The 13,956-nt window shown below is 74.1% G+C and carries 10 protein-coding genes; 6 read left to right on the top strand and 4 right to left on the bottom strand.

Going from position 1 to position 13,956, the window contains the following annotated elements; translation table 11 throughout:
• The first annotated feature begins 320 nt into the window (after nt 1-320).
• The 4 genes from ACFPIJ_RS59195 to ACFPIJ_RS59180 all read left to right on the top strand — a co-directional run bounded on the left by ACFPIJ_RS59195 (nt 321) and on the right by ACFPIJ_RS59180 (nt 7,847).
• Nucleotides 321-2,297, top strand: coding sequence for an anthranilate synthase family protein (locus ACFPIJ_RS59195; RefSeq protein WP_380128363.1), 1,977 nt, complete (start codon nt 321-323; stop codon nt 2,295-2,297).
• Between the two features lie 374 nt (nt 2,298-2,671).
• Nucleotides 2,672-5,449: a helix-turn-helix transcriptional regulator gene (locus tag ACFPIJ_RS59190; protein ID WP_380128362.1), complete on the top strand. Its 2,778-nt coding sequence runs from the start codon at nt 2,672-2,674 to the stop codon at nt 5,447-5,449.
• A gap of 116 nt (nt 5,450-5,565) precedes the next feature.
• Nucleotides 5,566-7,164, top strand: coding sequence for an FAD-dependent monooxygenase (locus ACFPIJ_RS59185; RefSeq protein ID WP_380128361.1), 1,599 nt, complete (start codon nt 5,566-5,568; stop codon nt 7,162-7,164).
• Nucleotides 7,165-7,229: 65 nt separating this feature from the next.
• Nucleotides 7,230-7,847, top strand: coding sequence for a hypothetical protein (locus ACFPIJ_RS59180; RefSeq protein ID WP_380128360.1), 618 nt, complete (start codon nt 7,230-7,232; stop codon nt 7,845-7,847).
• Nucleotides 7,848-8,122: 275 nt separating this feature from the next.
• Here ACFPIJ_RS59180 and ACFPIJ_RS59175 read toward each other — a convergent pair whose 3' ends face one another.
• The 3 genes from ACFPIJ_RS59175 to ACFPIJ_RS59165 form a co-directional block, all read right to left on the bottom strand.
• Complete coding sequence (locus ACFPIJ_RS59175) at nt 8,123-8,980, bottom strand: macro domain-containing protein (RefSeq protein ID WP_380128359.1); 858 nt, start codon at nt 8,978-8,980, stop codon at nt 8,123-8,125.
• 138 nt (nt 8,981-9,118) lie between these two features.
• On the bottom strand, nt 9,119-11,335 hold the full coding sequence (locus ACFPIJ_RS59170) for a CATRA conflict system CASPASE/TPR repeat-associated protein (RefSeq protein ID WP_380128358.1): 2,217 nt from the start codon (nt 11,333-11,335) through the stop codon (nt 9,119-9,121).
• Nucleotides 11,313-11,657, bottom strand: coding sequence for a CATRA system-associated protein (locus tag ACFPIJ_RS59165; RefSeq protein WP_380128357.1), 345 nt, complete (start codon nt 11,655-11,657; stop codon nt 11,313-11,315). The genes ACFPIJ_RS59170 and ACFPIJ_RS59165 overlap by 23 nt, the downstream gene beginning before the upstream one ends.
• Before the next feature lie 88 nt (nt 11,658-11,745).
• Between ACFPIJ_RS59165 and ACFPIJ_RS59160 the strand changes: the two genes are divergently transcribed.
• Complete coding sequence (locus tag ACFPIJ_RS59160; RefSeq protein WP_380128355.1) at nt 11,746-12,306, top strand: TIR domain-containing protein; 561 nt, start codon at nt 11,746-11,748, stop codon at nt 12,304-12,306.
• Between the two features lie 20 nt (nt 12,307-12,326).
• Here ACFPIJ_RS59160 and ACFPIJ_RS59155 read toward each other — a convergent pair whose 3' ends face one another.
• Nucleotides 12,327-12,884 carry an AAA family ATPase gene (locus ACFPIJ_RS59155; protein ID WP_380128354.1) on the bottom strand — a complete coding sequence of 186 codons (558 nt, stop codon included), beginning with the start codon at nt 12,882-12,884 and terminating at the stop codon, nt 12,327-12,329.
• A gap of 273 nt (nt 12,885-13,157) precedes the next feature.
• Between ACFPIJ_RS59155 and ACFPIJ_RS59150 the strand changes: the two genes are divergently transcribed.
• Nucleotides 13,158-13,952, top strand: coding sequence for an alpha/beta fold hydrolase (locus ACFPIJ_RS59150; RefSeq protein ID WP_380128353.1), 795 nt, complete (start codon nt 13,158-13,160; stop codon nt 13,950-13,952).
• Nucleotides 13,953-13,956: the final 4 nt, after the last annotated feature.

Below are 13,956 nucleotides of genomic sequence, written 5' to 3'. Positions count from 1 at the left end.
GCTGCGGCGGGCCCAGACGCCTCGCCCAGGCTGGCCCGGCGCGCTGCGCCGGACCGGCCCAGCCCAGGCGCTGGAACCACGCCGGTCACGCCCGGATACAACCCCGGTATCCGAACGCGCCCGGCGCGGCCCCAGCCGCCGCCTCGACCTCGCCTCGCACCGACCCCCCTTATGAAACAGACGCTAGGTGCGCCGCCGGGCCCGGTCAGCCCGACAACATGGGTAGTGCCGGCATCGCCGCAGGTCACGCCGCCTGCCGGTGGGCGCCTACCCGTGCGGGTAGTGGCCGGGACCGATCCGGCGCCGACACCATCGGCGCCATGACGAGTCCAGGCGACGCACTGCTCACCGCGGTGATCGGGGCGCAGGCAGCGGCGTACGCCCTGATCCACCGGCCCGGCATCGGCCCCGGCACGCTCGAGGTCCTCGTGGGCGAGCCGGTGACCGCCGGGTCCCTGGCCGAGGTGCCGCTGCCGCCGCTGGCCGCCGCCGCCCGGCCCGACGTGCTCGCGGTCGTGCCGTACCGGCAGATCGGCGCGCGCGGGCTGACCTGCGTCGACGACGGCGCGCCGCTGGTCGCGATCCAGGTGCGGCGGCACGCCACGGTGCGGCTCGACCGGGCCGTGCGGCTGCTGCCACGGGACCCCGCGCGGCTCGGACCCGGCGGGTTCGACCTGGACGACGACGCGTACGAGGCGGCGGTGCGCGCGGTGCTCGCCCGGGAGATCGGGTGTGGCACCGGCTCCAACTTCGTGCTCAGCCGGACCTTCCACAGCCGGCTCGGCGGCCCCGCCGACCGGCAGGCGCTCGCCGCGTTCCGCCGGCTGCTGCGGTCGGAGCAGGGCACCTACTGGACGTTCCTGGTGCACTGGGAGGGCCGGACCCTGCTCGGCGCGTCACCGGAGTGCCAGGTCGGCCTCGCCGGCGGCGTCGCGATCATGAACCCCATCAGCGGCACGTACCGGCACCCGGCCGGCGGCCCGACGCCCCGCGGCCTGCGCCGGTTCCTCGCCGACGGCAAGGAGACCGACGAGCTGTTCATGGTCGTCGACGAGGAGCTCAAGATGATGGCGGACATCTGCGAGGGCGGCGCCCGGCTGCGCGGGCCGCGGCTGCGGCCGATGTCCCGCCTCACGCACACCGAGTATCTGATCGAGGGCGCCACCCGGCTCGATCCCCGGCAGCTGCTGGCCCGGACCATGCCGGCGCCGACCGTGACCGGCAGCCCGGTGACCGCCGCGGCCCGCGTCGTCGCCGAGCACGAACGCACCGGCCGCGGCTACTACGGCGGGGCGGTCGCGCTGTTCGGGCAGCGGGCCGGCCGGCGCACGCTGGACGCCGCCCTGCTGATCCGCACCGCGGACGTCCGCGCCGACCGCCGGCTGTCGGTCCGGGTCGGCGCGACGCTGGTCAGGCACTCGGACCCGGCGGCCGAGGCGGCGGAGACGTGGACGAAGGCGGCGTCGCTGCTGCGGGCGTTCGGCCATGAGGTCGACGCCCGTGGGCCCGCCGTGCGCTCCCCGGCGTTCCGCTGGTCGCTGCGCAGCGGCCGGACGGCCCGGCTGCTCAGCGCCCGCAACGAGGGGCTGTCGCGCTTCTGGCGCGGGTCGCCGGACCCGCCGGCGCGGCCGCGGCACGACGGGCTGCGGGGGCGGCGCCTGCTGATCCTCGACGCCGAGGACGACTTCACCGCGATGCTCGCCACGATGGCCCGGACCCTCGGCGTCGCCGTCGAGCTGCGGCCGGTCCCGGCGGCGGGGCTCGCCTGGACTGGCGGCCCGCCGCCGGACGTCGTGCTGCTCGGACCGGGTCCGGGCGATCCCCGGGACCGCACCGACCCGAGGATCGCCGCGCTGCGGGACACGGCCGGCGACCTGCTGGCCGGTGCCGTGCCGTTCCTCGCCGTCTGCCTGGGTCACCAGGTGGTGTGCGACGCGCTCGGCCTGCCGATCCGCCGGCTGCCGGTGCCGGCGCAGGGTGTCCAGCGCGAGGTGCCGGTGTTCGGGCGGGCCGAGCGGGTAGGTTTCTACAACACGTTCACCGCCACGAGCGCGTCGGACCGGCTACACTGCCCGGTCACCTCGCGGCCCGTGCGGGTGTCCCGCGACCCGCGCACGGGCGCGGTCCACGCGCTGGAAGGACACGGCATGCGATCGGTGCAGTTCCATGTCGAGTCGGTGCTGACCGAGAACGGGTTGGACATCCTCGGCCGCATGTTGGTGGCGGTGCTGTCCGAGTCGAACGACGCGCGGCCACCATCAGCCGGTGACCGCCGGGTGACCGGCCGGCAGCCGTGAACGGTCCGGGATCACGCACCGACCGATGTCGCGACCGTGGTAGGCCGAAAGGCTGTTCACCCCGGCCGTCCCCGTCCACAACAATCGTCGCTGAGCCGACCGCATAAGATCGAGGTGAGTGCGCTGCAAACCGCTTTCCGGCGCGGAGCGACAACGACGCGGCCAGCCGCCGAAACAAGCTTGAGTGCGCAGCGCAGCGGAGCATGGGGGGTGTGGGGAGGCGCAGCCCCCCACGGAACCGACGGGCGAAGCCCGGCGGAGCTGGCAACAGGCTTGAGTGCGCAGCGCAGCGGAGCATGGGGGGTGTGGGGAGGCGCAGCCCCCCACGAAACCGACGGGCGAAGCCCGGCGGAGCTGGCAACAGGAACCGCCCAGTGATCAAGGCGACGTTCGGACGCGACCGGGAGCTGGCCGTGCTGCACCGGATGGTCACCGACACCGCGGCCGGCACCGGTGGTGTCCTGGTGATCGACGGCTCGGCGGGGATCGGCAAGACGCATCTGGTCGAGGTGGTGACGGCGCTCGCGCTCGGCCAGGGGCTGGAGGTCGCCTCGCGGACCGCGTTCAGTCTCGACCGGGCCGCGCCGCTGGTCACGCTCGCCTCGGCACTGCGAAACTGCCGGCCGGCCACCGACGCATTTACCTGGCTCGCTGAGACACAGGAAAGTCAGTACCGCACGCTGGACCGGCTCCGCGAGGCCCTGGAGGACCTCGCCGCGCACCGGCCCATGGTCATTGTCATTGACGACGCCCAATGGATGGATGAGCTCAGCGCGCTCGCCGTCCGGGAACTGGTCCCGGCCCTCGCGTCCAGCGCGGTCCGGTGGGTCTTCGCGCACCGGCCGGACCCGGCCAGCACCCCGGGGCGGCAGGTGCTGTCGTGGCTGCTGCGCAACGGGGCCGAGCGGCTGTCCCTCCGGGCGATCGACGAGCCCGCCGTGGCCCGGCTCTGCGAGCAGGCGGTCGCCGCCAGGGTCGACAACACGGTGCTCGCCCTGGCCGGCGGGTGCGGCGGGGTGCCGCTGCAGGTGGAGCAGCTCATGACCGCGCTGCGCATGAACGGCCAGATGGTGTTCAGCCAGGGCGTCGCCACCGTGACCGGCGACGAGCTGCCGTCGAGCTTCATCACCATCGTCGAGCAGATCCTCAACGGGCTGTCCGACGACGCCCAGCGGCTGGTGCGCACCGGGTCGGTGTTCGGCCGGCCGTTCCGGATCAGCGCCGTCGCCGGGCTGCTCGACCGGCCCCCGGCCCAACTGGTGCCCCTGGTGGAGGAGGCCACGGCGGCCCGGCTGCTCACCCACGACGACGACGCGCTCTGCTTCGCCCACGACCTGGTCAGGCTGGCGGTCTACGGGACGCTCAACGAGTCGGTCCGCGCGCTCCTGCACCGGGAGGCGGCCATGATCAGCCGGGCGGAGCGGCGCCCGCCGGTCGAGGTGGCCGAGCACCTGCTCAAGAGCGGCGGTGAGGGTGCCCGCGAGGCGGTGACGATCCTGCACGCGGCGGCGAGGGACGTGTCCGCCCTGGCGCCGGGGACCGCGGCGGACCTGATCGTCCACGCTCTGGACCTGATCGGCGTGGAGGACCCGGAGCGCGGGCCGCTGATCGCCGACGCCGTCCGGCTGCTCGCCTCGGCGGGGCGGCTCGAGCAGGCGCACCACCTGGGCCTGACCGCGATGCGCGCCGGCCTCGACCCAGCCACGGAGGGCACGCTGCTGCTCGGGCTGGCCGAGGCGTTCAAGCACGCCGGGCAGAACGCGACCGCGGTCGACTACGCCGACCAGGCACTGGAGATCGCCGGCATCGACCAGGGGCTCACCGCGAAACTGTTCGCGATCCGCGCGCACGCCCTCTTCTACGTCGGCGAACTCCGCGAGGCGGACCGGTCGGGGGCCAGCGCGGCAACCGCCGGCGAGATCTCCGGCGCGTCCGGCGCGACGGTCTTCGGGCTCACCGCCCGCAGCCTCGTGGCGCAGGCCGAGGGGCGCCTCGAGGAGTCCCTCGCGTTCGCGCACCAGGCGACCCGCACGGCCGACCGGGTCGGCGGCTCCGCGCTCCACCGGCACCCGCGGATCTGGCTGGGCAACGCCCTGGCCGCGGTCGACCGGTTCGACGACGCCGAGCGGACCTACCTGCGCGGCCGGGAGGAATCCGAACGGCTCGGGACGGCCTGGTCCGAGCCGCTGTGGCACTACTACCAGACCGCGCTGCTCGCCGCGCGCGGGCAGATCGACGACGCGATCACCGAGGCCGACGCGGGCGTCGCGGCCGCCGAGCGGCTGACCACCTTCCAGCTGGCCGTCCCGCTGCTGGGGGCGCTGATCAGGCTCAGTGTCGTGCGGGGCGATCCGGCCCAGGCGACGGACTACCGCACGCACATGCGCCGCCTCACCGCGACCGGGATCACCGCCGCGCCCGAGGACGTCGCGTGGGCCGAGGCGGTGCTGCTGGACGTGACCGTGGGCCCCGAGGCCGCGATGGACGCCCTGGCCGGCATCCACGACGCGCTGCCCGCACGGCCGGCGCTCATCACGCAGGACCCGGCCGCCGCGGCCGAACTCGTCCGCATCGCGCTGCGGGCGCAGGACCGGGCCCGCGCCGCGGTCGTCGTGGCCAGCGCGCGGTGGCTCGCCGAACGCAACCCGGCGGTCGCCTCGCTCGCCGCTGCCGCGGCGCACGCCGACGGTCTGTTCCGCGCGGACCTGGGGCGCCTGCGGCAGGCCGTCGACGTGTTCCGCCGCACGCCCCGCGTCCTGGGGCTGGCGGCGGCGCTGGAGGACGCCGCGAACGTCGCGGTCGCCGCCGGCGACGTCACGGCCGGCCGGGCGCACGCCGGCGAGGCCCTCGGGATCGTCACGGCGGCCGGCGCGCGCCGGGCCGTGCCCCGGCTCGAGGCGCTCCTCGGTCAGCGCCCGGCCCCGTCCGCGGTGGTGGACACCGGCCCGGCCTGCCTGCGGCAGCTGACCGAGGCCGAGCGCAAGGTCGCCCTGCTCGTGGCGAAGGGCAAACGCAACCGGGAGGTCGCGGACGCCCTGTTCGTGTCGATCCACACCGTCGACAGTCATCTGCGCAAGATCTTCAGCAAGCTCGGCATCGCGAGCCGGGTCGATCTCGCCCGCCTGGTCGCCGAGCATCAGACGACGCCCTGAGCCCGCGGTGCCGGCGGCCGGTACCGCGTGACTACGTGATGCCGAAACCCGCTCCCCCGTCGCAGCATTGCCGATAGCGATGCACGCGTCACGGTGCTGACGACAGGGGGAACCGGATGACCACCTCAACGCTGCGGACACCGGTGCTGGTGGTGGGCGCGGGCACGGTCGGCGCTGTCCTCGCGCTCGAACTGGCGCATCACGGCGTGGCGAGCATCGTCGTGGAACGCGGCACCGGCCTGCCCCGCCGCCCCGACGTAGGGTTGCTCGACGGCCGCAGCATGGAGCTGTTACGCCGGCTCGGCCTCGCCACGAAGATCCGCAGGAACGGGGTCGACCCCGACTCGGCCACCAACGTCGTGTGGAGCCAGGGACTCGACCAGCCGCCGGTGCTCGTGGCGCAGTACCCGTCCATCAACCAGCTCCGCGGCCGCTACGCGACCGTCAACGACGGCAGCGCACCGGTCGAGCAGCACCAGCAGATCTCCGAGACCCACCTGGCCCGCCACCTGCGCGACGCCCTGCACGACGAGAAGCTCGTCGACCTCCGCGAGGGCTGGACCTTCACGGACCTGCGCCTCGACAGCGAGGGCGGGTCGGCCACCGTCATGGACGCGCGCACCGGCACGGGCGGCGTCATCAAGGCCGACTACATCGCGGGGTGCGACGGCGCGCAGAGCACCGTGCGGCGCTGCATCGAGGTCTCCATGGACGAGCTGCAGCCGCCCACGCAGTACTGCTCGGTGTCCTTCCGCAACCGGGACCTGAGTCTCTGGTCGCACGGTCCCGGCCTGTCGACCGTCATCGTCGGCGGTGTCATGCTGGTGTCGCGGGAGGAGCGCGACACCTGGGTCGGGCATTTCCGGATGGCACCCGACGAACCGGTGACCGCCGACCCGGCCGCGCTGCTGCACCGCAGGATCGGCGGGTGCCTGGGCACCTCCGAGGTGCTCGGGGTGACCCAGTGGGACGACTCCCTCGCGGTGGCCGAGACCTACCGCCGCGGCGCCGTGTTCCTGCTCGGCGAGGCCGCCCACCGGTTCCATCCGATCGGCAACACCGTCGCCACCGGCATCGGCGACGCGGTCGACCTGGGCTGGAAACTCGCCGCCACCCTGAACGGCTGGGCCGGCAGCCGGCTGCTGGACAGCTACGAGCTGGAGCGCCGGCCGCGCGCCCTCATGGACCGCGAACTGCTGGCCAGGCAGCTGGAGACGCTGCGCCGGTTCAGCCGGCTCGTGGACGCCGGCGCGCCGCGGGAGTTCCTCGCCGGGATCCTGCAGCAGGAGACGCAGCTCCTGGACGGCCCCGGCTTCCGGTTCGGCGGGCGCTACACGTCCTCGTCGGTCATCTGGCACGAGCGGAGCAGCCCGTCGAACCTGCACGGTCCGAAGATCATCCCGAGCACCTGGCCGGGCGGGCGGGCGCCGGCGGTGCGGCTCACCGACGGCAGCCAGCTCTTCGACTGCTTCGGCAGGCAGTTCACCCTGGTCGACCTCACCGATGACGCCGCCGGCCGGGACCTCGTGACGGCCGCCCGCAGCCGCGGCATCCCGATGCTGCACCTGCCGCTCACCGACGCGTCCGTCCGCGCCTGCTGGGACCGCCGGCTGGTCCTGCTGCGCCCCGACCAGTGCATCGCCTGGCGTGACGACGTCGCGCCCGAGCGGTGGCACGACGTGCTGGATCTGGTCAGCGGTCACAAGACCACGTGAACACGTGATGCCCCGCACGGCCCCTGGCGGGAACGCTCGCCTTGACGAAGGGCAGGAGTCGAGCGATGTCACGAGCATTCACCGCAGAACTGGGCAACACTGTCGTCGGCCGCTGGTTTCACGGCCTTGCCGACAACCCCTCGATCAAGCGCAACCACTGGCACACCAAGAGCGTCTACTTCCGCTCGGTGGCCCGGCTCGTGGAGCACCGTCCCGGTGAACCCCTGAGCTGGCGCAGCATCGTCGACGCCGCCGAGCCCCGCGGCTGCCGCAGCACCTTCTACGAGGTGACCGGCGCACACGCGCGGCACCGCATGATCGGCGCGCTCATCAAGGACGGCCGCAACCACTCCATCCAGCTCGCGCTGCGCTACCAGCGCAGGGACGCCGTGTCCCAGCTGCTCGACGAGGCGAAGGTGTGGTCGTTCTGGCAGCACCGGGAGCGGGTGCTGCGCAGGTTCGCCGAGACCGCGCCCGTCTCGGCCCAGGCCGCCGAGGACGCGATCGTGCGGGAGCTGCTGACCTGGGTGGCACGCAACCCCAAGCTGGCCGCGACGCTCGACCACACCCCGCCCGCGTGCGTCGTGGAGGACCTGATGGTGGTGCACGAGGGCAACGTGGTCGCGTCCCGGGTCGCCAGCCACCTCACCGACCTCATCCGCGACGCCGTGACGGCACGGTAGGGCGGCGGGCGGAATCACGCGTTCACGCCATGATGGAGGGGGTACGGGTGGCGGCGCATTGCTGCGCCGCCACCGCCCCCCTTACTGGTGGAACGCTCTGAGCGCCGGCCGCGCCCGAGATGCCGTCCCGGCGGACAAGCCGCAGCTGACCGGCGGCGACGCGGCCCTCCGCGGCTTGACCTGCATCGAGCGTCGCAACTGCCTAGCCGGACTGCATCGGCCGGACGTGCCGAGTCCGCCCCGGGCACCGCGGGACGGCCTCCGGCGCGCCGGATTCACAGCGAGTCGAGGTACGCCTGCAGCTCCAGGCGGTCGAGGTCGTCGAACTCCTGCGGCGGCACGACGATGCTGAGCCGGGTGGTGATCAGCCGCTGCCGCGACGCCGCCACGAAGGACAGCAGGATCAGCTGGATCAGTCCCTGCCGGTCCAGTGCGTCGAACCGCGCGAGTCCCGCGCCGATGACCGGCATGGCCAGCCGGCCCTGCTGCCCGTGCCGGTGGGCCGCGGCCCAGACACGGCTCAGGCTGAGCCACAGCTCGTCGCCCGAGGACTGGGCGACCAGGGCCGGGGTCATGGTGCTGTACGCGACGCAGAAGTAGGACCGGCGCGGGTTGCCGAGCACCGCCACCGTGCCGATCGGGTAGCGGGACAGCTTCCCGAGCGGCTTGTCCTCCCGGCGCACGGTGACCGCGCCCGGCACGCCGTCGAGCGCCGCGCTGAGCTGCGTGTCCAGCGCCGCGACGTCGCCGCCGTGGACGCGGTGCAGGAACTGGCCCTGCACGCTGCGCGCGTTGATGATCCGGTCGTCGGTGACGTCGGTGTCGAAGACGTCGGTGAACCCGACGACCAGGTGCGCGTCCTGCTCGTCGAACAGATCGCCGGGCACGATCTCCACCCGGCACCGCGGATACCGCAGGTCCCGGGTCACCGCGCGGCCGGGGCGGGCGCGGACCAGGCCGTACAGCAGCGACCCGGCCGCTGTCGCGGCCGCGACGGCGAGGCTGTGCGAAGGGAACAGCGACCGGTTCCAGATCGCCTGGTAGGACTGCAGGAGCAGGGCCAGCGCGCCGAATGCGGCGAACCCGTGGGTGGCCCAGGCGCGCAGCCCGCGGCGTGTGACGGCCCATCGCATGGCGTTGATGGTCGCCTGTCCCGTGCGGCCGTGACAATGGGCCGGACAGGGCGGAAGACCACCGATGCGGGTAGGCGGCGGCGAGCCGGAGCCCGACGCTCCTCGACCCGCGGGCAGCCCGGCACCGCGCCGGTCGAGCTACCGCTCGCCGCCGGATGGGGGCCGCAGGAGCCCGCGGAACCGCTCGGCGTCGGACCAGTCGGCGCCGCCGGTGTCGACCGGATAGCCGACGGCCCGGAGCCGCTGGGCGACCTCGTGCTGGAAGATGACGCTGGCGTCGGCCGTGTCGTGGGTGAGCCGGACGGGCTGCCGCCGGTCCAGTTCGGTGGCGACGACCGCGCCGATCTGGACGGCGATCGTGTGGTCCGGGTTGAGCGCCAGCGCACGGCCGGCCCGGATCAGCACGTCCGGTTCGTCGCCGGGGGCCAGGACGACGAGCACGCCCGGCCCGGCCGCGAAGGCCGTCGCGAGGATCTCCTCGTGCCGGGGCGCCGGCCGGCCCGTCCGGGTCACCATGTCCTCCCAGCCGAGCGGGCGCAGGTCGAGCGCGCGCAGGAGCTCGAACATGTCCTTGCGCGGCTGCGGTCCCGGGCCGTGGATGACGAACACGTCGCGGCTCACGGCCACCGGATGCGGGGACGGCCGGGGCTTTGGTGACGGCGTCCCGCCGGTCCACAACCAGGCCTGGCCGCGGTACGTCTTGATCGTGATCTCGGCCGGCTCGAACGCCTCGGGCTGCAGTCCCGGGTACCCCTCGACGACCACGTCCCGGTAGATGCGGTCGGCGACGATCGCGACCAGGTCCGCGTCCGGGTGGTCGAGCACCGCCTGCCGCAACGGCTGGCAGTCGAGGAGCCGGCCGACCTCGATGATCGCCTGGCCGCTGAACCCGATCGCGGACCGGGTGAACGGGCCGGAGCCGACGGACAGCCGCAGCCGGATCCGGTCGTGCGGGTGCTCGGCGTTGTCCGCCACCACCTGCGCCCGCCAGCCGTGCAGGAGTGCCGGGAGCGCCACGTCGGCCGGCACGCGCGCGGGCAGCACGACCATCATGCCGTCGCCGGCCGGCTGCCGGTCGGTCTCGTGCACGGGCACGCCGATGCGGGCGAGGATCCGTTCGACCATGCCGGCGACCCGGTGCTGCACCTCGACCTGGCGCGGCGTCGAGCGGCCGCTGTAGTTGACGACGTCGACGTCGAAACCGACGCGGTATTCGACCTCCGTCGGCGACGGACCCCGCGCCGCCCCCGCCGCCCCCGCTGCCTCCGCCGCCCCCGGCGAGGGCGGAGATAGCGGCGATGGCGGCGCGTCCGGCGGGTCGAGCATGGCCGCGACCCGCTCCGCGCGCTCCCAGGTCGCCTCGAGCAGATCGGTGTCGTCCACGAGCTGCTGGGCCAGCCAGTCGCCGAGCGGGGCGTCGGCCGGCAGCGGCCCGTCGAGGGTCCCGGCCATGTTGCCCCGCGCGATGTCCACGGTGCGCCGCATCACCCGCAGGGACTGCAACGTCGCGGCCAGGTCGGCCCGGTCACCGGCGAGGTCGGCGGCCACGGCCCGCCCGGCCCCGCCGGGTGCGCGCAGCAGGCCGGTCAGTTCGTCGAGGCGGCCGTTGACCCGCCGCCGGAGCCGGGTCAGCTGACCGCCGTCGCCGAGCACCCGGGCCTGGTAGCGCAGCTTCGCCGCGTGCATGAGGTAGCGGCCCAGCGGCGGCAGGGCGGTGCCGCCGTCGCTCCAGGCGAACCGGCTGAGCTCGGCGTCCTCGTCCAGCCCGGCCAGCAGCACCAGCCGCCGGGTGCCGTGCGTGCCCGCGGGCGTCGTCTCCCAGGCGGCGAAGCCGTGCAGCGCGAAACCCGTCTCCCACCAGCCGTCCCCGTCGTCGTCCTGGGCGGGCACCGCGGTGCGCAGGTCGGCCCCCGCCGGGTCCCCGCTCTTGGCGAGCAGCACGACGGCGCCGCCGAGCAGCGCCGTGCCCGCGCCGAGCGTGCGCCACCAGCGGTGGAACTCGTGCCAGCCGGGCGGCAACGCCGAGCCGAGCCGGGTCCGGGAACGCGGCACGGCGCCGGGCGCCGCGATGGCGAAGGACACGTTCAGGACGTCGTGCTCGCGCCGGGCGATCGCCTGGAACTGCACCGCCGGGTCCTGCAGGCCGGCGAGCGCGCCGTCGGGCCCGTCCGCCAGGTCGGCGGGCAGGTCGGCGGGCAGCCGGACCTCCACGATCGGCTGGGTCATGCCGAGCTGGTCGCGGCAGTTCTCCCACAGCGCGCGCACGCCCGCCAGCGCCGCGCCGGCGTCCGGCCCGTCGGTAGGGGCGAACAGGTGGACGACGAACTCGGGTTCAACGAGGCCGGCTGCTGTCACGACCGTCCTCCGGCGGGTCTCGGTCCTCGGAGGTCAACGCGTGCACCAGCGTATTGCGCCGTTCGAAGACCGGCGGCGGGATCTTGGTCCCGACCTTGCTGCCGATCCGCCCGAGCCGGATCACGCCGCCGCTGGCCTCCAGATCGAAGACCGCCGCGCGGAACGCGCCGACGTCACGGGCGGCGAACGCCGCGCCGATCAGCCCCATGAGGTCGTGCACGTGCTCCCATCGCTGCGGGGACATCTCCCAGAGCACCATGTCCTGCAGGGCGTCGACGGCGTCCTGGACCCGCTCGTCGTCCCACCCGTCGACAAGGTCCATGTGGGCACTGTAACGAGCGCCCGGCGGACCCGCCCTCCGCCGAATCCATGACCCGTTCCGGCTGACGGTCCTGGATACCATCGACGGCATGCCCGGCACCGCAGACCCCCGCGAGGTGTTCGTCGTCCACGGCCGCGACGAGCCCGCCCGCGTCGCCCTGTGGCGGTTCCTGCAGGCGCTCGACCTGCACCCGCTGGACTGGGAGGAGATCGTGCGGCGCACCGGGCGCAGCGTCCCCTACCTGGGTCAGGTGCTGGCCGAGGCCTTCGCGGCGAACCAGGCGGCGGTCGTGCTGTGCACGCCCGACGACGGCGCCCTGCTGCACCCGGACCTGCGCGGCGACCGCGAGCCCCGGCACGAGACCGAGCTCACCGGCCAGGTGCGCCCCAACGTCCTGATCGAGATGGGCATGGCACTCGCGCTGCAACCGGACCGCACGGTGATCATCGAAATCGGTGACCTGCGCCCCGCGTCGGACCTCGCCGGGCTGAACGTGGTCCGGTTCGACGGCACGCCGAAGAGCCTGCTCAAGATCGCCCAGCGGCTCGAGGTCGCCGGGTGCGCGGTCAACCGCAGCGGCACCGACTGGCTGGACACGACCCCGTTCGAGAAGCTCGACGCCTACCGGCGGACCTTCCGGCCGGTCTGACGGCTACGGTGACGCGACGGCTACGGCGACCGGGCCAGGGCCGCCGCCAGCAGCTCGTAGGTCTCCCGCACCGCCCCCGCCACGCTCGGCACCACCACCGTCGCCGGGCGCAGGCGGACGACCTCCAGCAGCTTGTCGTGCATGGCGGCGAGCACGACCGGCCCGCCGCCGAGCTCGACGAGCCGGTGGTGGTGCCGGATCCACGGGTCGTCGCTGTCGCGGGCCCGGCGGTCGAACCGCTCGATCGCCGCCGCCCGGCCGTCGAGCAGGACGATCTCGTGGAAGCCCGCGCCGTGCTCCCGCGTGAGCCGCTCGAACCCGGCGATCTCCTCGACGTCGGCGAAGTACTGCGGCAGGACCACATCCCGGCCGCCGTCCAGGTGGGTCGCCGCCATCGCCCGGATCAGGGGCCACACGACCGGCCACGTGTCGGTCCGTTCGTCCTGCCACCCGCCGATCAGGTGGTGCAGCGTGTCGACGTCGAGGTTCAGCGTGCCCGGGTTCCGCTCGGCGTGCAGCGCCGACAGCGTCGACTTGCCGATGCCCGGCGGGCCGTTCAGGTGGACGAGTCGCGCCATCGCGTCACCGTAGCGCCGATGCCGCCCGCACACCGGCGGGTGAAGGGATTCGACGGGAAGGGTCCGGCATACGCGAAAGTCGGGTTTCGGCCGTCGCCAACAGTGACGCCGGGAGATACGCTGAGAACGCTTTCACACCAGGACATCGGCGTGGTCTGACCGCCTCGTTGCTGAACGGAGCACACCCTGGCAGGGCATGGTGAACGGTTCGCCATCACGACACGCGGCGAGCGATTGACGGTGGCCATCTCGGGCCGGCCCGACGGTGTGCCGGTGTTCCTGTTGCACGGCACGCCGGGCAGCCGCAGCGGGCCGAAGCCGAGGCCAGGTGTGCTCCACCGGCTCGGCATCCGGCTCATCAGCTACGACCGGCCCGGCTACGGCGGCTCGACCCCGCGCCCCGGCCGCAACGTCGCCGACGCGGCAAACGACGTCGCGATGATCGCCGACGATCTCGGCCTCGACCGGTTCTCGGTCGTCGGGCGCTCCGGCGGCGGCCCGCACGCCCTCGCCTGCGCCGCATTGCGACCCGAGCGGGTGGTCCGCACCGCGGTGCTGGTGTGCTTCGCCCAGCCCGACGCCGCCGGCCTGGAGTACTTCCGCGGCATGAACGGCGGCAACGCCCGTGACTTCGCGGCGGCGGCCGTGGACCCGCTGCGGCTGGTGGAGAGCCTGCGCCTGCAGGCGGAGCAGACCAGGCGCGACCCCGACAGCCTCCTGCAGCGCCTCGAGGCCGAGATGACCTGGCCGGACCGGCAGGTGGTGCAGGACCTGGGCATCCGGCGGCTGCTGCACCAGGCCTACCGGGAGGCGCTGCGCAGCGGCCCCGACGGGTGGATCGACGATGTGCTCGCGCTGAGCCGCGACTGGGGGTTCCGCCTGTCCGACATCGACGGGCCGGTCCGGTTGTGGCACGGCGAGCAGGACAACTTCGCGCCGGCCAGTCACACCCGCTGGCTGGCCCGGCAGATCCGCAACGCGGAGGTGCTGGTCGAGCCGGGCGCCGCCCACTTCGGTTCGGTGGCGAGCCTGCCGGCCATGCTGGACTGGCTCGCCGGCTGGACCTGAGCCC

The sequence above is a fragment of the Dactylosporangium cerinum genome (assembly GCF_042653625.1).
Lineage (GTDB): Bacteria > Actinomycetota > Actinomycetes > Mycobacteriales > Micromonosporaceae > Dactylosporangium > Dactylosporangium cerinum.
This window is presented reverse-complemented; position numbering and strand designations above follow the sequence as displayed.